Source organism: Megamonas sp. Calf98-2 (assembly GCF_900110235.1).
In the GTDB taxonomy this organism is placed as follows: Bacteria; Bacillota; Negativicutes; order Selenomonadales; family Selenomonadaceae; genus Megamonas; species Megamonas funiformis.
The window spans coordinates 1-25,434 of the sequence record NZ_FOCY01000006.1; the positions used below are offsets into that span (position 1 = coordinate 1).

The window sequence follows — 25,434 nt, forward strand, 5'->3', positions numbered from 1 at the left end:
AATGATATCGAATCATTGTTTTTTAGCGAGCTTATATCCCCATAAATAAATTTAGGGGCTTTACGCTCGCATTTGGTAACAATAACTTCATCAGATATTTTTTCCATTTCATCTTTCAAAATATCTTTATTTTTTGCTCCCATAATTGTTATCACATGATTGCCCACTTGTTTCATCTTTCTAGCAATAGGATAAATTGGAGCAACACCTATACCACCACCTATGCAAACTACAGTTCCCATATCAGGTCTAATATCTGTTTTTTTACCCAAAGGACCAACTAAGTCTAAAATACTATCGCCTGCATTTAATGATGCTAATACAGTAGTTGAAGCACCTATTACCATAAAAATAATATCTATAGTTCCTTTTTCTCTATCAAAATCAACAATAATTAATGGTACTCGCTCTCCATATTCATTAACTCTTAACACCACAAATTGACCAGGCTCTGCTTTTCTCGCTATCAAAGGAGCTTCTAAAGTAAATTGTAAAATATTTTCATGTAAAACTTTCTTATTTAAAATCTTAAACATAACACTTTCCTCATTTCCCAAATTCAATATCATAATAAAAATTTATCATACTATAAAAAATTTTAAGTTTTTACTTAATTTTCAGTTTTTTATATGACTATTATAGAATTCAATTGTAAATAAAAAAAGCTGTGAAAAAAATTTATTTCACAGCTTTTAGATTTATTATTTAGCGAAAACACCTTCTAAGTATGGCATTATTTTTGCTTTTATTGGCATTAAATAAACATTATGATTATGTTTGCGAGCAAAATCTATCACTTTACTAGCAAATTCTATATTCCATTCTAATGTTGGTTCAAAGTCCTTTGGAAAAATAACATTGTTTTTATTTCTCCAATAACTTACAGAGCGTTCGGATAAAACTGGAGAAACTCCCCAATAAATATCTAAACCATCTAAAAGGTCTGCATACATTTCTAAATAACGCATATCAAAAAATGGTTGTGTAAAAAATCCTTTTGCTCCAGCTAATTGCTTACGGCGAATGCGATATTCTTCTTCTTTCATACTACTGCGATATTGGTCAATTCCTGCATATACTGTAATTTCCGGCATTTCTTCACTAAATTTTTTAATAATATCTGTACTTATTGTTGGATATACTTGATAAAGCATACTTTGTGGTGGGTCACCTTCTACAACAAGAACTTCTTTTATATTATATTCTCTCAATTTATCTTTTATCGGTAACTCTTTTGTAAAATCAAAATCCATCGCTCTTAGATGTGGTACTACATCATCGAAATAAGCTTTTGCAATATTTGCTCCGTCCCAACTTCTAGTATCACAACTCAACAAATCTGGAATATTAATGAAATCAACATCGCTTAATTTTTCTTTTATTGTTTTTACTTCTTCTTTTAATACTTCAATATCTCTTGGTACTAATTCAACTGAAATTCTTGTCATAAAATCACTTCCTAGATTAACATCATTACATTATAGTTTATTATTATAACACAAATTTATTCATTTCAACGATAAAATCATACATTTTATAATAAAAAATCGTCAGCTTTTTACACTGACGATTTTAATTAATATTTTCAATTATCCTGCATACACTAAACTCAATTATTGTTATTTTTATTATATAAAGTATTGATATAATCAATGAAAATCTTTATATATTTATATTTTGGATTTGTTTTTTTATACAATAGATGGCATTTTAAAGTAAAATCTGGTTCTATATCATAATAACCATCAAAAAAGCCCATAGCATTTAACAAGCGTTTTGGCAATACAGCCCCCACCTGATTTTGTTGACAATAATGCATAATCGCATATGGAGTAGCAAACCAAGCTTCTACTTGAGGATGACAACCTAATTTACTAAAATAATTCTTTATAGTAGAATTCATTAAATAATATGGAGAATACTGTACCATTGGATATTGAGCGATTTCTTCTACATTGATGATATTACCTAAATGCTCAATATTTGGCGCATAATAAACCATTTCTTCATCACAGAAAAATATATTTTCATACTCATCATCTTGTAAATCCTTTAAGGAAAATGATGATACTATATCTAATTTATCTGCTTCTAACTGATTTATCAATTCTTTTGCTTCTAAATTATAAACATTAATCTTTATATTAGTGTTGTATTTTTTAAAATAAATTAAGTGCTGATTGATAAATACATCGCCTAAAGACATCAACGCACCTACAGATAAAGAAACTTCTTCTCCTGCTAATTTTTTCATTTCACTTAAAGATTGTTTTAATTCCGATACGATTTTTTCCGCTTTAGCTAAGAAGATTTGACCTTCTTTAGTAAGTTCTATTGTATTTTCTCCGTGAACAACTAATTGAGTACCAACTATTTCTTCCAATTTTTTCATTTGAAAACTAAATGCCGAACGAGTAACATTTGCTTCTCTAGCTGCCGTTGCTATATCTTTTACTTTGCTATAAATAATAAAATTTTCTAATTGTTGAATGCTTGGTAATTCTATCATGCAAATCCCTTTCTATTATTAATGGCGTAATAACTTAATCTTTTATTAGTATATCACAATCAGAGTACACTCACTACTGCAAAATATTTTTTCTCATTCTTGATAAAAAATAATCTATTACTTATCTTACAACTTTCGTGAAAAACCAATACATATATTATATATCAAAATATTTTAGAACTCAAAAAGTTTTCTTGTGCTTTAAGGCTTCGAGCATATCTATTGCTTCTTTTATCATCTCTTTTGTGATATTATATGGAGCAAAACTTAAATATTTATCTTGTAAAATTAAATCAATTATTTGCTTTACATCTTTTATTCCTAAATTCATTAAAGAAGTAGGTAAATCTAATTTCTGATTAAAATCATATACTTTCTCTGCCTGTATTAATTGCTTATCTACAAGTAGCAATAATAATACACCTAAACTGACAATCTCACCATGCATATGACCTTTACAATCTGGTATTTTCACACTCGCTAAATAAAGTGAATGAGCCAAACTGCTATTATAATTTAAATTTACTAAAACAGAAACTAATCCTGTATTTACAATAATAGTCAATACAGTCTGGATAAATTCATCAGATACGATATTTTTTTGAGCATCATCTACTGCCCTTACTCCATATTTTAGTAATCTTTCTGAGCAATCTTTTGCTATCTGCACCCCTAAATTATTTGTGTGATTTAAAACTCTACCTCTTGTATTAAAACAAACTTCATATTGTTTAGATAAAGCATCACCAATGCCAGCACGCAAATATTTTATAGGTGCATTACTTATGATTTTTGTATCTATAAAACAATGAATAGCCGGTTTTTGTGCATCATAAAATTCTACTTTATCTTTGCCATATAAAATGCATAAAGCTGTAACAGGAGCACAATTTGATGCTATTGTCGGAAATGTAAATACTGGCTTTTTCAGCATATCTGCTAAAGCTTTGCATGTATCCATACTTTTACCACCGCCAACAGCAAATATCATATCTGCCATTTGCACTGTTTTCATATTTTTTAATCGCTCAATATTTTCTCGTGTAGCATTACCTCTATACCAAATAAAATCCAATAATTTTATATCTGTCCCCTTCATTGCAGTAAGTAATTTATCTTTTACTTTACTTAAACTAATTTCACCACCAATTACAATCGCCGTTTTGCCATAATTACTGCAGATTTGAGGTACTCTCTTATATACATCTTCACCAATGCTATAACTTGGTAAATATACTTGCTGACTCATTTTACTCCCTCTAATCTTAAATATTTTTTATAAAAAAAGTCTTTCTGCTTAAACAGAAAGACTTTTTAGTTTACTTATTAAATTCTATTTTTATGAATTATTTTCCTTCTAAAATGCTACCTAAAGAATTTAAAAAATCGCCTTCAAAAGTTTCAAAACTACCTTCATCACATTTTTGAGCTAAACTTGGATTTATTGGAAGTGTAGCTGTATGTTTTATACCATATTTATTAGCTTCTTCTTCAACTTTTGATTTACCAAAAATATAATGTTTTTCATTGCAATTAGGGCAAACAAAATAAGACATATTTTCTACAATACCAATAATTGGCACGCTGAGTAATCCAGCCATATTCACAGCTTTTTCTACAATCATAGATACGAGTTCTTGTGGTGTTGTAACTACGATAATACCATCAACTGGCAAAGATTGATATACAGTAAGTGGTACATCACCTGTTCCTGGAGGCATATCCACAAACATATAATCTACTTCACCCCAGTTTACATCGCTCCAAAATTGTTTTACTACTCCACCAATAATAGGGCCACGCCAAACAACAGGATCTGTTTCATTATCTAAAATCAAATTTGTAGACATGATTTTTATACCAGTTTTTGTCTGTGCTGGTGTCATGCCTTCTTGTGTTCCTGTTACTTTTTCTTTAAGATTAAACACTTTTGGTATAGATGGACCTGTGATATCAGCATCTAAAATTGCTGTTTTATAACCACGACGTTGCATCGTTACTGCCATCATAGAAGTAACTAAGGATTTACCAACGCCACCTTTACCACTCATTACAGCAATTACTTTTTTAATATTTGAACTTGGATTGTTTGGTGCTAATAAACTTTGAGGAGCTGTACGTTCTCCACAAGTTGTACCGCAACTTGCACAATCATGATTACAATTTTCGCTCATTATAAATAGCCACCTTCTACATAAGATATTAATCTATATTATATCATATCTTTTTTGAGTTTAAAGCTATTATATCTTTCTATATTTTTTATTTACTTTTCTCTGAATTTTGGGCTAAATTTTTTCTTCAAATAATAATTTAATATCAATATCCAAAGCTTTACTTATTTGCATTAATGTAGATATCGGTACTCCTTTACTATAAATTCCTCTTTCAATTCTTGATAAATATGATGTACTTATTGAAGCTCTAAATGCTAATTCTTCTTGTGTATATCTTTTTAATTTGCGAAAATAAGCTATTCTTGCCCCAATCAATCTATATTGTGCTGAAAAATCTACCATAAAATCACCTTCTGCTATATTCTTTAAATTTATTCTAGCGAAAAATTTATCAATTTAGTTGTACTAGCAGGACAATAAAATGGATTATTTAGTTATTTTTTCAGCTTAATTATCCCAATTTATAAAATAAAAAAAATATCATTTATTTATATTTACAAACAAAAAGCAATATCTATAGTTTTAACCTTCAACAACAGATATTGCTTTTTTATGTATATATTATTTTATTTTTATCAGCTATCATCATTTTTCAAAAATGGCACTTAATTCGACTTCCAAAGCTTTAGCAATCTTCATAAGTGTAGATATTGGCAAACCTTTTTTATAAACACCACGTTCTATTCTTGATAAATATGAGGCACTAATTGACGCTCTAAACGCCAATTCTTCTTGTGTGTATTTCTTCATCTTTCGAAAATACATTATCTTAGCTCCAATTTGTCTATATTCAGATTCAAACACAAAAATATTACCCCTCTCATACATACTAATAAAATTATCTCATTATCTAAGATATTTACAATTCATATTCATACCAATAATCACCTTATTAGTATTAGTTATGCCTTAATATGTAAGTTTTTCATAAAGATTGTACCTATATTCATATTTATTAAGTTAATATAAGTACAATCCCTATGATAAATATTTTCTATTTATGGAAGGTCTATATTTCTATTTGTGATATCCACTCTCAAACCATCGCCATGAAGAATTACTAAATTAGCTAAATTAACATTTTGCATTTCATACAAATACTCATCGTATTTTCCTTTGTTATTTCCATAATAAGTCATAATTCCCAAAGGAGATAAAACACCATCTTTTTCTTCACTATAGATTTCTATAGGAATGGTATGTGTAGAACCACTCCAGTATCCAGCTTTTTTATCTTTGCTATTTACATTATCATATTCTACACTCATATCAAAATAGAGTGCTCTATCTGTATTAGCATACTTTTTAGGATTTAATAATTCTTTATCAAAAGGAATAGTAGCTATCATATCATCTTTTTTATCATAAATGACAAATCTCAATCCCTTTCCTGTCATCAAACCAAAGAAACCATTATCATCAATTGTCGATACAGCACTGACTTTATAATTAGTATTTTTATTTTTTAATATATCATTAGCTTTTTTTAGATTTTCATCATCTTGTTTTTGCTGTTGATACGTATCATCAGTAGCTTTTGCCGTTTCCACCAATGTATTAGTATTTGTATTTATTTGCGTATCTTTTTCATGTTTTTGATAAAGAAAATATCCCAGACCACTGCCTACAACGATAACGACTACAATTGCAATAGCTATTACTATTTTCATTTTATTATTATCACTATTGTTATTGTTTATATTATTACTATTTATATTCTTATTTACATTTGGCTGTATCTGTGGACTTGTTGATACTCCTAAATTAGTACCACATTTAGGGCAAAATTTTTCACCATCATTAACTAGGGTACCACATTTAAAACAAAATTTACTCATTTTATTTACCTCTCATCAAAATGGGTCTGCTCCATAATTATTAGTACCCACATCGCCTCTAATACATAATAATTTAATGCTAAAATAAAGATTTACAAATGGTACCATAAAAATCAATATCCACCAGCCTGATTTATTAAAATCATGAAATCTTCTAATGTTTAAAGATATACCAGCTACAGTTCCCACTAATTGCACTATTAAAGTTAACATCATGCCAAAATCGGACATTATACCAAAAATATCTGTTGTCGCTGCATAGATGATAAAATAAAGTACCATTACTACAACTGCGATTATCAAACTACGTGTTATATAAAATTTTCTATTTATTCTACCTTCAAAACAAAAATATTCATTTTTTATTTTATTTAAAATACCATCAGCACTATTATTATTTACATTAAAATTTGTATTCATATTTTGCTGATATGACTGATTTACTGACTGTATTGGTTGATTATTATTTACTACATTAGTATTCATATTATTGACCATTGGTGTCTGATAAAATGCTGGCGTTTTTTCACCACATTTAGGGCAAAATTTATCTGCACCAGTTAAAGTATTTCCACATTTTTGACAAATAATATTATTTGCTACTTGTAGATTTTGTTTTTCTAATTTATTGCCACAACTTGGACAAAAAAGCACGTTATCATCAAATTGTTTTTGACATTGTCTACAAATATTCATATCTATTCCTCATTTCTGTACGTTTTAATTTTAAATTTACTTTGCATGATATTGAGTTAATATCTTCTTCATTACAGCGATAGCATCAGAATCACGCATATTGTCGCCATTTATCTCAATCGTCCAAAGCTGAAATCTAGTGTCATTTAAAATCACAAATTGGACTTTAGCTTTTGCTGGTTTATCCTGCCAACGACATGTACCTGTGAACTCTACAACTTTTGAATTATCTGTAGCTACAAAATACTCCCATTTACCATCACTGAAAAATTGGTCAAAAGCCTTACCTATTTTTACATTAGGAACAATTTCCATTGTACCCTCTTTGACTAAAGTTACATGTTTATCTTCCAATAAACTACAACCAGAAAACATCACACTAGATAAAGTAAGTAACGCTATGAATACCATTAAATATCTCTGTTTTAATCTATGCATAAAAATCGCTCCTCATTTTACTATCAACAACTATTAATCAGTACGTATTTTCTAAAGGATCATTGCCATATTGATTAGCACCTTTTGTACCTGGCATCAAAAATAAATATAAATACAGAAAAGGTGTTATCGCTGGTATAAGTGATAATAAAGCAAAATATCCCGATTTATCCAAATCATGAAATCTTCTCATATCCAGCATAAAATCAGCTACTATACATAAACATAAAAGTATAAAGCTCAATAACATCAAGATTAAACTAAAATCATCTGACCTAGTATCTAATTCATCAATTAACACAAAAAGTATACATTCTATAACAACTAAAACTAAACTGCGTATAAAATAGGTTTTACGATTTAGTCTTCCTGTATAAGAAAAATAATCTCGCTTTATCATTTGTATAAAATCTGAATTCATCAGTTTATCTATATCATCTTGTTTTTTATTATTCCCAGAAATATTAGTTTGTATTTTTGCTCCACATTTAGGGCAAAATTTTAAATTAGTATTTCCGTTTAAATTTTGACCACATTTAGGGCAATATAAATTTTGCATAATGCTCACCTCTCATTTTGACGATTAATAATCAAAAGAAGCTATCTTCATCCTCATCATCAAAATTGCCAAAAGAGTCTTCTTCTGTGTATTCTTCTTCATAATCTGCCGATGTGTCTTCACTATTTGATGTATCATCTTGAGTATTAGTTTCATCATAAGCTTGAATACTATCTACAGGATTTTCTTGTAGCATTTCTTCACTACTTTGTATTTCATTATTATTTTGCATATTATCAGGAATAATATTTTCATCATAAGCTTGGATATTATCCACTACATTACTATTCATGATTTCAGGTGCTACCACATTATTCATATCTGGCACTACTTGCTCACTATAAGCTTGAATATTATCAACTGGATTTGCGTACATTGGGTCGATATAATCTTGGACTGGCTGAGTTACTTCATTTGGAATGTATTCTGTTGGTGCTGGTTGTTCTGTACTAGATGAAGAACTCTGATGACCACTAGAAGCTTCCGCTGTTGCATTATGATAAAGAGAACTAGCCATCGCCCCTACAGCAGCAGCTGCTGCATATTTGCCAAAAGTTTTTAAACCACTTTCTTGATTGTTTTGGTTATTATTCATATTATTAGGCATTTGTTGATTAGCCATTGCTTGATTATTTGGCATATTATTCGCTCTATTATTAAAATTATTTGCCATCATATTACCATTTAATCCATTTGCGAAATTATTACCATAATTTGCATTTTGCATTGGCTGAATATAGTTCATTCCATTCGTATGTTCTGCTATATACATACTATTTTGTTTTAACATATCAATATTTTGATAAAGATGTGCAATCATCAAATAAATAGAAGCTTCTTTCACTCCCATATTCACTGCTTTTTGCAGATAATTTATAGCTTGCGCATAATTTGGCAAAGGCATATTCATTTGCAAATAATTTTTACCAATGTTAAATTCGTTCATACCCATTTGATTATTATTCATTGCTTGATTATTTATCATTTGATTATGTTGCTGCATCTGATTTTGCTGATAATTATTTGCACTTGGATAATTATTCTGTGCTCTCATCTGCATATTAGTGTTAACCATTCTATTTGCATTTTGCTGATAATTAGTATTTTGTACTGGAGTATTAAAATTATTTTGTAGATTTACATCATAATTATTCTCTTGATTAAATTTCATACCACAATTAGTACAAAATAAATTATCTGCTGGCATCTTGCTACCACAATTTGTACAATACTTAAACATAAATATTCGCTCCTTTTATAATATGTATTAATCTTTAATAACAATATAATAAAAATAGAACTTTCTTTGTTGTCCCATAGGGATAATTTAACTGCTTTTTCATATTAATAGTAACAATTTAAGCCATTTTACATAAAAAAATAGCCTTTAAGATACTAATATCTAAGGCTATTTATCATAATTTAAATTTAGTTATATTCTTTTAAAAACGTCATGATTTCATTAGTCTTTGCTTTTAAAGCCTCTTTTAATTCTGGTAAATAATACTTAATCAATACGCCTTCTACATCTTCTTGTAAAAAAGGATTATCTTTAATGATAAAATCAGTGCTTTTCATTAATTCTTCAAAGAAACATTGTGCTAAAGTATCAAAATTAAAATGATAGACCTTTTTTTCTTCATTTGTCTTGTCATCAACTATCGTCAATTCTTCTAAGTTTATATCTTTTTTTAAGTATTGCGTTACATATATAAAAAATCTCTCAGCATCATAAGCTAATGTTCTATCTTTAAATTCTCTTTTTATCTCTTCTACATAATTTGTTTCTTCTAAATGCTTTAACTGACAAAGATGATACATCTGTTCATCTTGTTTTCCTGAAAGTCTAGTAAAACTAGGCACATAATTAAAATGCTTTAAATACTCCGGCAAATCCAATTTAAATCGTTTTACCATCAAATTTATAATACGCTCTATTTCTTTATTTACTTTAAAATAATAATTCTGCTCATTTTCACAGTACGTATAATATTTCTTTAACTGATAGATTTTATATGTTTCTAATATATCCTTGATATATTCTTTCATTAAAGAAAATACATTGTTCTCAAAATCCTCTATCATAGCCTTTTGAGCTTCTTCTACACTTTCATAATCTAAATCATCAACCATACTGATTGGAGTATAAAAAGGTATCTTATTAAAATCAAACGGATAATCTTTTTCTTGTACAGGCATAGGTATTTCAAATAAGTTAAATTTATCATTCAACATTATTTCTATTTGCTTTAAAGTCAATTTATTCTGTTTTTGCTCAAATTTATATTCATCTTCAATTTCATTTAAAATTTCCTCTACATATTGATAGCGATTTTCTGGGTCTAATTGTGTTGCTTTCGTTATTATCTTTTGTAGTAAATTAGATTTGGGCTGTAATTTTTTTATCGTCATACCTAAAGCATATATATCTGTTCTAGCATCAGTTTGACTAAAACCATATTGTTCCGGTGGTGCAAAGCCTTTTGTCCCCAAATATGTTGTATCAAAATTCTGGTCATACTTAAAAATACGCACTGTATCAAAATCCACCAACTTAACAACACCATCATTTGTAAGCATAATATTATTCAAATTTATATCACGATGAATAATATCCCTTTGATGTAAATTCTTCAATCCCTTACATAATTGTACTAAAATATCTTGTATTTCTTCATCAGATATATATTTTTTTTGCTCTATTAATTCATTTAAAGTTATGCCACAGATATATTCTTCCACTAAAATTATTTCTTCATCACCATCAAAAATATAATAAATCTTAGGAAGTATCCTATTATCTATCTTTTTCAATTCCTGATAAGGAACATCTTTATTTTTTAAATATTTTATAACATATACTTGTCTATCTGACTCATCATATGCCAAAACAATCTTACTCTTATCACTTTCCTTCCAAATATCTATTTGTTTATATTTATCATTTATAAACTGCTTGACAAAATCACTCATATATTAACCTTCTATCAAATAAATTTATAAATATATTTTAGCAAAAGAAAAATAGACCGCCAATAATATATTGGCGGTCTATCTTATAAAAAATTATTTATTAAATAAAAGTTTTCTTATTAAGTCTATTGGATACATTGTAAATGCAAAAATTATAACTATACACCATCCTATCCATGAAAATTTTTCACAACTAAAAATCTCACCAATAATTCCACCCATAGAAACTAATATAATCTGTACTCCTATTATTAAAATCCAAATCTTAATAAATGCTGGATTTTCTTTGATATGTTCAAATATATTAAGTGATTTTGTTCTAACATTAAAAGCATTAAACATAAACGCAAATACAAACATACAGAAAAATCCTGTATAAAATTCTGCCTCTGTATCAAAATACGTAGAAACAAATGATAATTTAAACCACAAAATACTTATTAGTGTCAACCATCCTCCCATAATGCCAATTTGCATTGCCATTTCTTTCGAAATAATGTTCTCATCTCTTCTTCTTGGTTTAGCCTTCATATATTTTTTTAAAGCAGGTTCTCCTGCAAACATTAATGATGCTAATGCATCCATACATAAATTAATCCATAATAAATGTGTCACTTTTAATGGCGCTTCAATTCCAATAAAAGGACAAATAGCAGAAACAACAACTGCTGCTACATTTATTGTTAACTGCATCTTACAGAATTTAAGAATATTATTATATAATGTTCTTCCATACCAAACCGCATTTTTTATAGAATTAAAATTATCATCTAAAATAACTAATTTACTAGCCTCTTTAGCAACATCTGTTCCTGATCCCATAGCAAAACCTACATCTGCTGCTTTAAGCGCAGGAGCATCATTTGCACCATCACCCGTCATACCTACTACTAAATTCATACTCTGACAAATTTTAACCATTCTACTTTTATCTGTTGGTAAAGCTCTTGCTATTACTCTCAATTTTGGTAAAATTTCTTTTATTTTTTCATCTGACATTTTATTTAATTCTTTTGATGTTAAAGCTAAATCTCCATTATTACTAGAATATAGTCCTGCTTCTTTTGCTATTGCTATTGCTGTTTCTTTTCTATCTCCAGTAATCATTACTACTTGAATACCTGCATTTTGTACTTCTTTTATAGCTTCTTTAGCTTCTAATCTCACATCGTCTCTAATAGCTACTAATGCTGTAACTACAATATCATCATTTATTTTATTTTCTGTTAAAGATTTTAAGCTATATCCAAAACACAAAATTCTCATACCTCTATTAGCCAATTCATCAATTTTAGAATTCAAGCTAATCATATCTATAGGTAATATTTCTCCATTATCATTCATATAATTTTTGGCATTTGCCAATAATACTTCTGGAGCCCCTTTATATCCCGTTATATAATGATTTTCTCTATTAATATATTCTGTTTGACTAAACTTATTCGCACTATTAAATTCTTGCTTATTAACTATTCTAAATTTATTATCATAATATTTATTTTTACCAATAAAAGATATTAATGCTTTATCTGTCATATTTCCACCAACAACATTATCATTAATATCAAATTCAGCAGATGTATTATTGGCTATTCCTTCTATAAGAGTTTCTATAATATATTTATTTTTTTCAGTGTCAATAATCTTACCATTTCCATCTAAAACTTCTACTACTTCTAATTTTCCTTTTGTTATTGTTCCTGTTTTATCTGAAAATAATATATTTAAACTTCCTGCTGTTTCTATACCTATTGATTTACGCACTAAAACATTTGCTTTATATAATTTCCCAGTATTTTGCATTAATACTAAAGCTATTACTAATGGTAAACCTTCTGGTACCGCACACACAATTATTGTAACAGCAATAGCTACAGCATTTACTATACCAACTAAAATTGTGCCTAAATCCTCATTTAAATATGCAGAAATACCTCCTGCCAATATAATATAATGTATTAAATAAGCTAAAGCTATTACAATAGAACCAACATACCCAAAGTTAGAAATCTGTCCTGCTAATTTAGTTAATTTTACTTTTAATGGACTATCCGGTTCATCATCTTTCATATCTTCAGCCATTTTTCCCGCCATAGTTTTTTCCCCTACAGCTTTTACTTCCATATATCCTTCGCCATCAACCACAACAGTATTTCTAAATAAACTATGTTTATCTACAAATGTATCTCCTGTAATTTCTTTTACTAACTCATATGTTTCAGGTGCTGCTATTTTTTTACATTCTTCAGCTTCCCCATTTAAAGAACTATTATCTACAGAAATCTTTCCATCAATTAAAATACCATCTGCTAAAATTTTATCACCCGTTTGTAATAAAATTATATCACCAACTACAATATCATCTATTTCTATTTGTATTAACTTACTATTACGAATTATTTTTGCAGTATCTTTTTTTTGACTATCTTTTAAATTTTTATAAGCTTTATCATTGCTAGTTCCTGTTTTTGCTGTAACAAAGTTAACTAATAATACCGCTATAATTGTTCCTATTGGTTCATACCAATCGCTATAACCCAGATAATACATTATAAGCATAATTAAACTAATTATACATAAGATCTTAATCATTGGATCTTGAAATCCTTCTAGAAAATATTGCCAAAAAGTAATAGGCTCTGCCTCTTTTATCTTATTTGTTCCATATCTCTCTCTAGATTTTATTACATCTTCGTTACTTAATCCCAATATTTTTTTATTATTCAACGTATTTTACCTCTTTTTACTAATTAATATAAAAAGGCGATAATAATCGCCCTTTCACATCTAAACTAATTTATTATTTTAAACATTTACTCCATATGTTCTACATAATGCTTCTAGTCCACCTTGATATCCAGCGCCTACTGCATTAAATTTCCAATCAGAACCATTTCTATATATTTCGCAAACTACTAATGCTGTTTCTATTGAAAAATCCTCAACAAGATCAAATCTTAACTCTTCAATACCTGTTAAATCATTCTCATTAGCCATTCTTGCTACTCTAACATATGCATTAGATATTTGTCCAAAATTCTGATTTCTTTCTTTTGCTTCATAAATAGTTACTGTAATAGCAATTTTTTGAATATCACTAGGAATTTTTCTAAAATCAATAATTAAAACTTCATCATCTCCATCACCTTCGCCAGTTCTATTATCCCCAGTATGACAAACAGATCCTGAAGAGTGTTTTAAATTTCCATAAAAAATAAAATCACTATCATTTCTTACTTTTCCATTTGAATCTAATAAAAAAGCAGATGCATCTAAATCAAAATCATTTCCACCATCATATTTGTTTACATCCCATCCTAATCCTATCAAGGCTAATGGCATATCTTTTCCAAGCTTAACACGTTGTCCTTTTGATAAATTTACTCCCATTTTTTATTCCTCCTATAATTTATAAATTATTTAAGATCATATCTATTACAAATTATTATCAATCCATTTAGATAAACTTCTATATATAATTACAAGTATATAAATATTATTTTATATTTATACATTTAGTAAAAATAATACTTATTAAATTTCATTCTTTTACTATTTATAAATCTCTATTTTTAATTATTTATAAATCTATTTGCTAAACTACCAATATCATTATCTTTTGTTGCTAATCCAATTGCATTAAATTTCCATATATTATTATGACGATATAATTCACCAAATATCATAGCTGTCATACCCGAATAATTTTCTGATAAATTATATTTACAAAATTCCTTACCAGTATCTCCATCACAAATTCTTATAAAAGCATTTTTTATCATTCCAAAATCTTGATTTCTTTCTTTTGCTTTATATATATTCACTACAAAAACAATTTTATTATATTCTAATGGTAATCTTTCTAAATCAACTAAAATTTGTTCATCATCACCATCACCATCACCTGTAAGATTATCTCCCATATGTATGACAGTATTCGTAAAATGTTTTAAATTACCAAAATAAACTATATCGTCTATACTTGTTAATTTATCATTTTTACATAAAAAAGCTGTAGCATCACAATCTATATCTATAGGATTAGAAAAAAAGAAACTACTTTTTTTTACTGCATCCCATCCTAAACCTACCATTACACGATGCAAATTCCCACCTTGTTCTTTTTTCAGCTCAACTCTTTGTCCCTTTTTTAAATTTACACTCATAATTAAACCTCCTTTTAATTCAATAATATTTTAAATATTTACTATGAAAACAACTCAATATATGGATTATTTTATAAAAACCATTATGATATAAATACTGTTTTTTTTCTATAAACCTATAAAGTAAAAATATTCCCTTTTAGTGATACTTTCTCTCTTTAAACCTCTACATTTTAGTTTTTCTTCACTAATTTATCTAAACTAACATCTAAAATTCTAGATATCTTATACAATACTGGTAAAGATACACATCCTGTTACCAAACCACTTTCTATCTTTGCCATATAACTTAAACTAATATTTGTTTCTTGTGCTAGTTTCATTTGTGTATATTTTTTCAATTTCCTATAATAAGCAATATTTATACCTATCAATCTATTGTCCAACTCATCATTCATAATAAACATACCTCCCTAAATAATTATCTTACTTTAAAGCATATTTATCTATAAACTATCAAAGTCAATTTATTCACTAATAGTATATATTTAATCTGAAAAAATACATTTTTTCTCATCCAAAATATTATAAAAAAACAATATGTATAAATTTATACAAAAATAATAAAAGAGCCTTTAGGAAATTAATCCTAAAAGCTCTAATTTCTTATGGTAACTTATCTAATAATTTAATAACTAAACATTCAAGTTCAATATTATTATAAAAATTATCAATAATAATATCCTATATCACCAACAACAATAGTTTTAATAACCTCTCTATTATCAAAGAAAAAATATAGTGGCATATTCGGATGATCTTCACTGTCAGCTAAATAGCACCAAGTAGACCCTTGTGTTTCTCTATAATTTCTATCAGGATCACCATAAGCATATAATACATCATTTTTGTTCATGCCCACTCTTATCCCCAAATTAGTAGTGATATTATCTTCATTACAGATTATCGCTCTAATTCTGCCATTTTCATTATATCCGCCATTTATATAATAAACCATTAATTCGCTATTATAAGTTACTTCATTTATATTAAAACCATTGCAATTTCGCACTGCCAAATTTGCTGTTGGTCTACCATATACATAAAAGCAAGAATCTATCTGTTGGTCAGGAGTAAGTCCTCCTATATTTAAATATGTATAAGGTATTCTAGCCTCTACATTTAATATATTACTAAAAATAATCCCTAAACAAATAACAATCGAACTTATAAAAAATCTCAAAATACTAACCTCTTTTATTTTCATTATACTTATTATATATTTCAATTATTAATTTATATTTTCTATCAAATCACCTAAACGCAATCTGCTTCTAATATTTAATAAAGTTTCATCTAATTGGCGAATTTTTTCAATACAAGCTTTTTCTTTTGCTGTTGTCTCTATAATTTTACTAATTCCGCCATTTTTTATCACAATGCGTTTATCGGCATTTAAAGCCAATAATGGATCATGCGTAGACATAATGACGATTTTTTCACTTTTTGCTAAGCATTTTATAGCTTTTTGTCTATCTATTCCTGCATTTTCAATTTCATCAATCAATACAATTGGTGAACTACTTATACATGCCACATCTGCTATCATCAAAGCCCTTGATTGACCACCGGATAATTGAGTTACTTTCGTATCTAAAGTAAATTTTTCGCCAGCTAATTCATTTGCCATAGAAAAACATTTAGCGATTATAGCCTTTTCATTTTCTATTTCTTTACCTAAACGAACTTTAGCATGCATAGTCAAAAAATCTTCTACAGTAATATCCATGATAAAATTCATATTTTGTGATAATTGAGCTACTAATTTTCCTTCTAAATTAAATCTAGCTTCATCATCTAAAATTTCATCGTCAATTAAAATCTGTCGTTTTGTCGGTGTATCTTCTTGTGCTAAACATTCAATGTCTGCAAGCAATCTACTTTTTCCTGAACCTGTTGGCCCTACAATACTTATTACTTGCCCTGCAAAAATCTCTACTTGGATATTTTCAGCTTCGCCCAATTTATTTTTGCCACCATTAATGGTTAATTTATGTACTTTTACTTCATCTTTATTTTCTAAATTCTGCATAGCTGAAAGATATTTTTTTAGTTCATCAGCAATATTGCCATCACGAATACCAACTTGCCATAAATCTTCTTCATCTATATCTTCAAAAGCCTTAGCAAAAGTCAAATTATCTGGCAAATTCCATAGACCTGTATTATCCAAATAATCTTTAATTTGAGGATATGCTTTTTTTATTTCTCCAATTGTGTGAGTTTCTACAAATTCTTTAAAATCCATAATTTCCACCTAATCAATTAAATTCCATTTTCTTAGTCATGCCCAATTGATATTTTTCACCAATACGCATTTCATCTGTACAATATGAACATACAGCAGCCGGCGAAGTAAAACGCAATTTTTTTCCTTCTAATGTATCTATATCTTCAATTTTATTTATATATTTTTTCAACATAAATGCACCTTGACCAGTTATGCCATTGATAAAAATAACTTGTGCCTTAGGATTTGCTTGATAGACATTATACATAAATACTTCGCGTTCAGCTTGAGAAATAATATCTCCTTTAGTGATGACTATTACATCTGCAAATTTCACCATTGGCCCAATTTTTCTCGGCGTATTAATCCCTGATAAGCAATCTATTACACCAATAGCCAATACATCTTGAATATATGGTGAACAGCGATTGCAAAGACCTGCACTTTCGGTAATTAAATAATCTAAATTTTGACTTTTTCCCCAAGCTACAGCTTCTTCAATATTGCTGATAAAAAAATGGTCTGGACAAAATTTTCCTGATAAACCAATCTGTATTGGTATATTCGCTTTTTCATACGGTTCTTTATCAAAGGTCGTCAAGCAATCGAATTTAATAACGCCTGCTTTTTGCTTTTCTTTATGTAATACTTCTATTAATCGCAAAATTACAGAAGTTTTGCCCACAGATGGTGGCCCTGCTAAAGTTATTAATTTCACCAAAATCATCTCCATCATAAATTGCTAAATTTTATTATATAGCAATAAACTAAAAAAAAATAGGTTAAGCACTTTAGACTTTATTTTCATAAATCCATGCTCAACCTATTTTTACTTATTTTATAAAATTCTATTTAAAATAATATTATATATTAACCAATTTCGCCTTCAAGTTCTGTACCGCGTACTCTTACTGGTCGATTATGTTCATCAACCATGACTACATCTGGTACTAAATTTTGAGCTTCTTCTTTTGTCATCATCGCATAAGCAATAATAATAACTGTATCGCCAACTTGTGCTTTACGTGCTGCTGCTCCATTTAAACAAATCACACCGCTACCACGTTTACCTGCAATTGTATAAGTTTCTAATCTAGCACCATTGTTATTATTTACTACTTGTACTCTTTCTCCTGGTAAAATACCTGCAAGCTCTAACAACTCTTCATCGATAGTGATGCTTCCCATATATTCTAAATTTGCTTGAGTTACTGTAGCACGATGAATTTTTCCATGAAACATATTGTATAACATTATTATTTATCCTCCAAAATGACATTATCTATTAAACGAGTTGTACCAAATTTTACAGCTAAAGCTAATAATACTCTGCCTTCAATTTTATTTCCTACTGGTTTTAATCCTGGCAATTTATACATTTCTACATAATCAATTTGACTTGTTTTTTCAAACTGTATAGTATCTTTTACTAAATTTAATATAGCTTCTACATCTCTTTGACCATTAGTAAATGCTTCTTTTGCCAATTTTAAACTTTTAGATAAAATCAACGCAGATTTTCTTTCTTCTAGAGATAAATAAGTATTTCTTGAACTTTTAGCAAGTCCATCAGCTTCACGAACGATAGGCATAATGCGAAGTTCTACATTGAAAAATAAATCATCCACCATACGGCGTAAAACTTCTGTTTGCTGAGCATCTTTTAAGCCAAAATATGCTCTATCTGCTCGAGATAAATTAAATAATTTACTAACTACTGTAGTAACTCCACGGAAATGAATAGGTCTTGTTCTGCCACATAAAACTTTTGTGACATCACCTGTAACTTCTACCCATGTCATATCTTCATTAGGATATAAATCTTTATTTTTTGGTGCAAATACTACATCTGCTCCTGCATTTTGTGCTACTATGCAGTCATTTTCCAAAGTACGAGGATAAGCTTCATAATCTTCATTTGGCCCAAACTGAGTAGGATTTACAAACACACTGACGATTGTAATATCATTTTCTTTTGCTGAAGCATTAATAAGTGAAGCATGACCTTCATGCAATGCTCCCATAGTTGGTACCAAACCAATAGATTTGTTTTCCTTCTTAAAATTAGCGACTAATTCACGTAATTTAGCCACATCTTGACATAAAATCATTTTTTTCTTCTCCTTTAATGTTCTTATAACAAACAAAAAGAGACTGTAATGAACTTACATAAAAGCACAAAAAAAGTACATCTCGACACGAAATGCACTTTCCCTATTGATTAAATATAATTGATTTGATTTCATAACAAAAAATCCATCAACTATATTTTATATTTAAAATTCTGCAAGTTCGTCTCGGTCTTAGTGATCCAAGCGTCTTTTTTCTTTTTAAATTTTACCTTATTAAATTATTTTATTTAAAATTAAACAACTAAGATACAGTTCAAATTATTAATATATATTGATACTGTTCACTATTGTTTGTTACGAACCACATAATACCACAGAAAAAATTCAACTGCAAGTATTTAAATAAAAAAAGCTACTCATCATAATAATTATTATAAAGTAGCTTTTTGTTATAGTTTTAATTATATTATCTGTCAAAATGGAGCTGATAACAGGATTTGAACCTGCGACCCATGTATTACGAATACATTGCTCTACCAACTGAGCTATATCAGCATTAATTTTCTTTTATGATAAAATATTTTAAATTTATTGTCAATATTTGCTTCATATAATTATACAAAATATCAAATCTAGCTTATAATATAATCAAATATAAAGTATTCACATTAGAAATACTACCATTAGTTTGGATTTGGAGGCTTTTTTATGGAATTAAATCAACTAGAATATTTTGTTGCTCTAGCCCATATAAAAAACTTTACTAAAGCAGCAAAATCTCTGAATGTATCTCAGCCAGCACTTAGTCGTTCAATCAGTCGCTTAGAAAAAGATTTAAATATACCTCTTTTCATCAGAGATAGCCGTAAAGTAAATTTAACTCAATATGGTCAAACCTTTTTAACTTATGCTGAACGTATCTTGCAAGAATTAGAAACTGCCCGCCAAGATATAACTAATATGGCTGAACCAGATAGCGGAGTTGTAAATTTATCTTTTATGCACTCTTTAGGTGTATATCTTGTGCCCGAATTATTAAAAGAGTTTCGTAAAATCTATCCTAAAATACAATTTCGCCTTATTCAAAATCATTCTTTCTTATTATCAAAACAATTATTCAAAGGAGAGTCCGATTTATGCCTTTGCAGTTCTCCGATAAATTCTGAAGGCATCGCTTGGGTTCCATTATTAACAGAAGAATTATTTATCATCGTTCCTTCAACTCACCCACTTGCTCATCGCAGTTCTATAAATATCACAGAAGTTGCTAGTGAACCATTTATTACTTTAAAACCAATGTATGGTTTACGCACTAAAACTGAACATATCTTTGAAGTAGCTTCTATTCGCCCTAAAATACGTTTTGAAGGTGATGAAATTGTTACTGTAGCTAGTTTAGTAGCAGCTAATTTAGGTGTTTCACTCGTGCCTAAAATTCCTGGAATGGAACATCTCGATATAAAATTCATTTCTGTAGATAATCCAAAATGCACTCGTGATATCGGTCTTGCATGGTATGCTAATAAACCTCTTTCCCTTGCTGCCCATCGTTTTCAAAATTTCATAATCGATAAATTTAACCATGAATAATCATAAATATACTTAAATATCCTTGCAGTTTTAGATTTTGAATGATATGCTAAGTTATTGTAAGTGTAAAATTACTTACAATATTAATATATAAAATGGAGGAGCACCTAATTGAAAGCAGTTATTTTTGATATGGACGGAGTCATAATCGATAGTGAATCTATTCATGCTGATATGAAAATACGCACTTTAACCCATTTTGGTATCCCTTGTAGTATGGAAGATTGTGTAGCCTATGTTGGTCGTTCTGCCAAAGCATTTTTTACAGATTTTGCCAAATTTGCTACAACTCCCGTTTCTATTCAAGAAATGGTCGATTATAAACATCGCATTTATTTAGAATATATTCAAGAAAGTAATTCCATCTATCCTATTGATGGCGTTTTAGATTTACTTTATCAATTACACAGCGAAGGTATTCCTGTAGCTTTGGCTTCTTCTGCTGATAGAAAAGTTATCAATGCTGTTTTAACAAAATTCGGCTTAATGGATTGTTTTGAATATATTTTAAGTGGTGCAGAACTTCCTGCTAGCAAGCCAAACCCTGCAATTTATCAGTTAACAGCTAAGGCTTTAGGCTTTGCACCATCTGATTGCGTAGTAATTGAAGATGCTACTGCTGGTATTATGGCGGCTAAAGATGCTGGAGCTTATTGTATCGCATACGATAATCCAAATTCTGGCCCACAAGATTTATCTCGTGCTGATAAAATCGTTTCTTCATTATCTGATATAGTTGTTTCTGATATTCTTCAAAATTAATTTTGTTGAGGTTTTATTATGGAAAAATTTAAATTTTACTGTCCTACAGAAATTATTTTTGGCAAAGATAGTGAATTATCCACTGCTTCATTAATCAAAAAATACAATGGTCATAATGTATTAATAGTATACGGCGGTGGCTCAGTAAAACGTTCTGGACTACTTGATAAAATTTGTCAACAATTATCCAATGATAATTTATCTTATATGACCTTAGGTGGCGTTCAACCAAATCCTGTTGTTCGCTTTGTAAATGATGCTGTAAAAAAAGCACATCAAGCTAATATTGATTTTGTCTTAGCTATCGGTGGCGGTTCTGTCATCGATACAGCTAAAGCCATTGCACATGGTCTGAAATATCCACAAAATGATATTTGGGACATTTGGACAAAAAAAATAACCTTGACTAATACCACTCCTATGAGTGGCATTGTTACTTTAGCTGCTGCCGGTAGTGAAACAAGTGATTCTGCTGTTTTAACTAACGAACAAACAGGTCAAAAACGTGGTCTTAGTACGCCATTCAATCGTCCATGTTTTGCTATTATGAACCCTCAATTAACTTACAGTGCCCCAAATTATCAAAAAGCCTGTGGTATTGCCGATATTTTAATGCATACATTAGAACGTTATTTTTCCAAAGAACAAAATAATTATCTCACAGATTATATCGCTGAAGGTCTATTAAAAGATGTCATCGCGCAAGCTCCAATCATGATAAATGAGCCTACAAATTATATTGCTCATAGTGAAATTATGTATGCTGGTTCTTTATCCCACAATGATATAACAGGTCTTGGTCGCACTAAAGATTTTAGTGTACATAAATTTGGTCATGAATTAAGTGCTAAATATAACGCTACTCATGGAGCCTCATTGACTGCTATTTGGTCATCATGGGCTAGATATATCTATCAAAAAGATATTCGGCGTTTTTGTCATCTAGGAAAAATCTTATTTAATATTGATACATTAAATAAAACTGATGAAACTATTGCCCTTGAAACTATCAAACATTTTGAAGACTTCTTCACTAGTTTAAACTTACCTATAAATATCAGCCAATTAGTAGGAAAAACATTAACTGATGAAGAATTGACTTATCTCACTTCAATGTGTACAGATAATAATACAAAAACCATCGGCAATTTTTCACCATTAAATTATCAAGACGTCTATGCTATTTTTAAATTAGCAAATCATTAAGTAAAAGGTGTTTTTTATGGATATGCAAAATTGTACACTTTGCCCTCGTTTATGCCATGTTGACCGCACTAAAAATTATGGTGTCTGTCATGCTAGTGATAAAGTGGAAATTGCTCTCGTATCCTTACATCAATGGGAAGAACCGTGCCTATCCGGAACAAATGGAGCAGGCACGGTTTTTTTCTCTCATTGTAATATGAGATGTATCTTCTGCCAAAATCACAAAATCAGCACTGAAGGTAAAGGATTTCCTGTAACTATTGAGCGTTTAGCTCAAATTTTTTTAGAACAACAAACTCGTAATGCCCACTGTTTAGAATTAGTAACACCTACTCACTACGTTTTACAAATAATTGAAGCTCTAAAATTAGCCAAAAAACAAGGTCTATCTATTCCTGTAGTCTATAATACAAGTGGCTATGAACGAGTTGAAGTCTTAGAAATGCTCAAAGACTATATTGATGTATTTTTACCTGATTTTAAATACTACTCACCAGATACAGCCAAAGAATTTTCCCATGCTCCTGATTATCCTCAAGTAGTCAAAGAAGCCATTGATAAAATGTTTGAACTTGTAGGTAAACCACAATTTAAAGATAATATCATGCAAAAAGGCGTCATCATTCGCCATTTAATCTTGCCATGGTATTATAAAGAAAGTATGAAAATCGTAAAATATATCTGGGAAAAATATCATGATGATGTTTATCTTAGCCTTATGAACCAATATACGCCTATGTATAAAGCACTTACGCATCCTAAACTAAAACGCAAATTGACAACTTTTGAATATGATAAAGTTGTAGATTATGCACTTGATTTAGGCTTTAAAAATTGTTATATCCAACAAGGCAAAACAGCTACAACTAAATTTGTACCTCATTTTGATGGAACTAATGTATATTAATTTATCATCTTAAAGGAGATTTGTTATGCGTAGATTTAAACAAGCTTTACCTTCATCAGAAAATATAGCTATTCTAAAACAAAAAACTCATGGTATTTTGGCACTTTGCGATGAAAAATCTTTTCCTTATACCGTTCCCTTAAACTATGTATATCTCAATGACAAAATCTATTTTCACTGTGCCAATGTAGGTCGCAAATTAGATATTATCCATCAAAATAATAAAGCTTCTTTTTGTGTTATAAATCAAGATACTGTCATTCCGGAAAAATTCACTACCGCTTATTCTAGTGTCATAGTTTTTGGCACTATTAAAGAAATCACAGCTGAAAATGATAAACAAATAATCCTAGAAGAATTTATCCGTAAATTTTCTGCTGATTATTTTACAGAAGGACTAGAAGAAATAAAAACCTACATCAAACGCACTTGCATTTTAGAATTAAGCATTGAAGAAATAACAGGAAAAGAAGGACTTGAATTACAAAAACTAAGACATAAATAAAAAAACAAAAGCTGTAGTTTAAAAACTACAGCTTTTATCTTGTACAGGATTATAAAAAGGGGTTTTGGTATTTTGAGGTTTTTATTTTAAATAAGCATCTATTAAAGATTTAAATTTATCTTTAGAGAAGAAGCCAGATTCACGATGAATAATTTCGCCATCTTTTACGAATAATAAAGTAGGTACTACCATTACTTCATATTCTTCAGCAAGTTTTACATTTTCATCAATATCTATTTTTAAAATATCAAAATCATATTCTGGAGCTACTTTTTCAAGTACAGCACCCAACATTTTACAAGGGCCACACCATGTAGCGAAGAAATCTACTACAAAAGTCCCTTTATTTTCTAATAATTTATTAAAAGCATTTGCATCTGCATGTACTAACATTATTTTTGCCTCCAAACTGAATAATTCTATAAGTTATCTCACTTGATGATTTTATTATAAATGATTTTCAATCATAGTTCAGTGACTTCATCACAAAAATTAACAAATAATTATTATTTTTTACAAATATTTTATCATAATAATTTATAATACTAATTTTCTTATAAAACTATCAAAACAATATATTATCATACAACTTATAAGATAAAATAAACATGTACATATAGCAAAAATCTTTTTTAAGTAAAAAAATTATTTATTAAAATTTAACAAAATCCCTTTTATTTCTTAGAATATTGATATATAATAGATTTTGTTATGAAAGTCGTTATAAATTATTAAAAAAATTGAAATAATTTATAATATACTATATAATATAGATAAATCAAATATTTATCATACAACTTTGTAAA

The 25,434-nt window shown here is 28.8% G+C and carries 27 protein-coding genes, 1 tRNA gene and 1 pseudogene; 5 read left to right on the forward strand and 24 right to left on the reverse strand.

The features are described 5' to 3' along the window. From BMX03_RS02700 to BMX03_RS02810, 23 genes and pseudogenes are all read right to left on the reverse strand, one after another. Positions 1-536 (reverse strand): annotated as a pseudogene (locus BMX03_RS02700) (hypothetical protein); the annotation flags it as partial. Positions 537-701: 165 nt separating this feature from the next. Next, positions 702-1,448: a methylenetetrahydrofolate reductase gene (locus tag BMX03_RS02705; protein WP_022228622.1), complete on the reverse strand. Its 747-nt coding sequence runs from the start codon at positions 1,446-1,448 to the stop codon at positions 702-704. Positions 1,449-1,609: 161 nt separating this feature from the next. Further along, positions 1,610-2,509 (reverse strand): LysR family transcriptional regulator, encoded by a 900-nt coding sequence (locus BMX03_RS02710; RefSeq protein ID WP_008539935.1) that lies wholly within the window; start codon positions 2,507-2,509, stop codon positions 1,610-1,612. Positions 2,510-2,690: 181 nt separating this feature from the next. Then, on the reverse strand, positions 2,691-3,758 hold the full coding sequence (locus tag BMX03_RS02715; protein WP_091693625.1) for an iron-containing alcohol dehydrogenase family protein: 1,068 nt from the start codon (positions 3,756-3,758) through the stop codon (positions 2,691-2,693). A 97-nt stretch (positions 3,759-3,855) separates the two neighbouring features. Further along, a complete protein-coding gene (locus BMX03_RS02720) occupies positions 3,856-4,683 on the reverse strand; it encodes an Mrp/NBP35 family ATP-binding protein (protein ID WP_008539933.1) in 828 nt (275 codons plus the stop codon). A gap of 114 nt (positions 4,684-4,797) precedes the next feature. After that, positions 4,798-5,028 (reverse strand): helix-turn-helix domain-containing protein, encoded by a 231-nt coding sequence (locus tag BMX03_RS02725; RefSeq protein WP_008539932.1) that lies wholly within the window; start codon positions 5,026-5,028, stop codon positions 4,798-4,800. Between the two features lie 243 nt (positions 5,029-5,271). After that, a complete protein-coding gene (locus BMX03_RS02730) occupies positions 5,272-5,451 on the reverse strand; it encodes a helix-turn-helix domain-containing protein (protein WP_230974266.1) in 180 nt (59 codons plus the stop codon). 233 nt (positions 5,452-5,684) lie between these two features. Further along, positions 5,685-6,524, reverse strand: a complete 840-nt coding sequence (locus BMX03_RS02735) for a zinc ribbon domain-containing protein (protein ID WP_091693628.1) — start codon at positions 6,522-6,524, stop codon at positions 5,685-5,687. A gap of 15 nt (positions 6,525-6,539) precedes the next feature. After that, the gene (locus BMX03_RS02740; RefSeq protein WP_015562090.1) at positions 6,540-7,220 is read right to left on the reverse strand and encodes a DUF805 domain-containing protein; all 681 of its coding nucleotides are present in this window, start codon (positions 7,218-7,220) and stop codon (positions 6,540-6,542) included. 36 nt (positions 7,221-7,256) lie between these two features. Continuing rightward, on the reverse strand, positions 7,257-7,658 hold the full coding sequence (locus BMX03_RS02745; protein ID WP_015562091.1) for a hypothetical protein: 402 nt from the start codon (positions 7,656-7,658) through the stop codon (positions 7,257-7,259). A gap of 37 nt (positions 7,659-7,695) precedes the next feature. Continuing rightward, entirely contained in the window at positions 7,696-8,217 is a 522-nt protein-coding gene (locus BMX03_RS02750) for a DUF805 domain-containing protein (protein ID WP_255361398.1), read from the reverse strand. Positions 8,218-8,248: 31 nt separating this feature from the next. Next, on the reverse strand, positions 8,249-9,457 hold the full coding sequence (locus tag BMX03_RS02755) for a zinc ribbon domain-containing protein (protein WP_091693630.1): 1,209 nt from the start codon (positions 9,455-9,457) through the stop codon (positions 8,249-8,251). Between the two features lie 188 nt (positions 9,458-9,645). Then, positions 9,646-11,190, reverse strand: a complete 1,545-nt coding sequence (locus BMX03_RS02760) for a serine/threonine-protein kinase (protein ID WP_091693633.1) — start codon at positions 11,188-11,190, stop codon at positions 9,646-9,648. Between the two features lie 93 nt (positions 11,191-11,283). Continuing rightward, positions 11,284-13,917 carry a calcium-translocating P-type ATPase, PMCA-type gene (locus BMX03_RS02765; protein ID WP_233432693.1) on the reverse strand — a complete coding sequence of 878 codons (2,634 nt, stop codon included), beginning with the start codon at positions 13,915-13,917 and terminating at the stop codon, positions 11,284-11,286. A 78-nt stretch (positions 13,918-13,995) separates the two neighbouring features. After that, positions 13,996-14,580 carry a TerD family protein gene (locus tag BMX03_RS02770; RefSeq protein ID WP_091693636.1) on the reverse strand — a complete coding sequence of 195 codons (585 nt, stop codon included), beginning with the start codon at positions 14,578-14,580 and terminating at the stop codon, positions 13,996-13,998. A 182-nt stretch (positions 14,581-14,762) separates the two neighbouring features. After that, positions 14,763-15,356 (reverse strand): TerD family protein, encoded by a 594-nt coding sequence (locus BMX03_RS02775; RefSeq protein ID WP_091693639.1) that lies wholly within the window; start codon positions 15,354-15,356, stop codon positions 14,763-14,765. A gap of 173 nt (positions 15,357-15,529) precedes the next feature. Next, a complete protein-coding gene (locus tag BMX03_RS02780) occupies positions 15,530-15,754 on the reverse strand; it encodes a helix-turn-helix domain-containing protein (protein ID WP_177159342.1) in 225 nt (74 codons plus the stop codon). 272 nt (positions 15,755-16,026) lie between these two features. Beyond that, positions 16,027-16,539, reverse strand: a complete 513-nt coding sequence (locus BMX03_RS02785; protein WP_091693646.1) for a hypothetical protein — start codon at positions 16,537-16,539, stop codon at positions 16,027-16,029. Between the two features lie 48 nt (positions 16,540-16,587). Continuing rightward, positions 16,588-17,604 carry an ATP-binding cassette domain-containing protein gene (locus BMX03_RS02790; protein ID WP_019000121.1) on the reverse strand — a complete coding sequence of 339 codons (1,017 nt, stop codon included), beginning with the start codon at positions 17,602-17,604 and terminating at the stop codon, positions 16,588-16,590. A gap of 13 nt (positions 17,605-17,617) precedes the next feature. Beyond that, on the reverse strand, positions 17,618-18,304 hold the full coding sequence (locus BMX03_RS02795) for a GTP-binding protein (protein ID WP_008539925.1): 687 nt from the start codon (positions 18,302-18,304) through the stop codon (positions 17,618-17,620). A 152-nt stretch (positions 18,305-18,456) separates the two neighbouring features. After that, positions 18,457-18,840 carry an aspartate 1-decarboxylase gene (panD, locus tag BMX03_RS02800; protein WP_008539924.1) on the reverse strand — a complete coding sequence of 128 codons (384 nt, stop codon included), beginning with the start codon at positions 18,838-18,840 and terminating at the stop codon, positions 18,457-18,459. 2 nt (positions 18,841-18,842) lie between these two features. Further along, positions 18,843-19,697 (reverse strand): pantoate--beta-alanine ligase, encoded by an 855-nt coding sequence (gene panC / locus BMX03_RS02805; protein WP_022228714.1) that lies wholly within the window; start codon positions 19,695-19,697, stop codon positions 18,843-18,845. Between the two features lie 440 nt (positions 19,698-20,137). Next, positions 20,138-20,213 (reverse strand) — tRNA-Thr (locus BMX03_RS02810). Between the two features lie 153 nt (positions 20,214-20,366). Between BMX03_RS02810 and BMX03_RS02815 the strand changes: the two genes are divergently transcribed. The 5 genes from BMX03_RS02815 (at position 20,367) to BMX03_RS02835 (ending at position 24,628) form a co-directional block, all read left to right on the forward strand. Further along, complete coding sequence (locus BMX03_RS02815; protein WP_015562107.1) at positions 20,367-21,248, forward strand: LysR family transcriptional regulator; 882 nt, start codon at positions 20,367-20,369, stop codon at positions 21,246-21,248. Positions 21,249-21,359: 111 nt separating this feature from the next. Further along, positions 21,360-22,010, forward strand: coding sequence for an HAD family hydrolase (locus tag BMX03_RS02820; protein WP_091693649.1), 651 nt, complete (start codon positions 21,360-21,362; stop codon positions 22,008-22,010). A gap of 18 nt (positions 22,011-22,028) precedes the next feature. Then, entirely contained in the window at positions 22,029-23,216 is a 1,188-nt protein-coding gene (locus tag BMX03_RS02825) for an iron-containing alcohol dehydrogenase (RefSeq protein WP_091693652.1), read from the forward strand. A gap of 16 nt (positions 23,217-23,232) precedes the next feature. Continuing rightward, complete coding sequence (locus BMX03_RS02830; RefSeq protein WP_091693654.1) at positions 23,233-24,123, forward strand: radical SAM protein; 891 nt, start codon at positions 23,233-23,235, stop codon at positions 24,121-24,123. A 25-nt stretch (positions 24,124-24,148) separates the two neighbouring features. Then, entirely contained in the window at positions 24,149-24,628 is a 480-nt protein-coding gene (locus BMX03_RS02835) for a pyridoxamine 5'-phosphate oxidase family protein (RefSeq protein WP_091693657.1), read from the forward strand. Positions 24,629-24,709: 81 nt separating this feature from the next. Here the strand turns inward: BMX03_RS02835 and trxA are convergent, their stop codons facing one another. Then, complete coding sequence (gene trxA / locus BMX03_RS02840; RefSeq protein WP_008539906.1) at positions 24,710-25,021, reverse strand: thioredoxin; 312 nt, start codon at positions 25,019-25,021, stop codon at positions 24,710-24,712. Between the last annotated feature and the right edge of the window lie 413 nt (positions 25,022-25,434).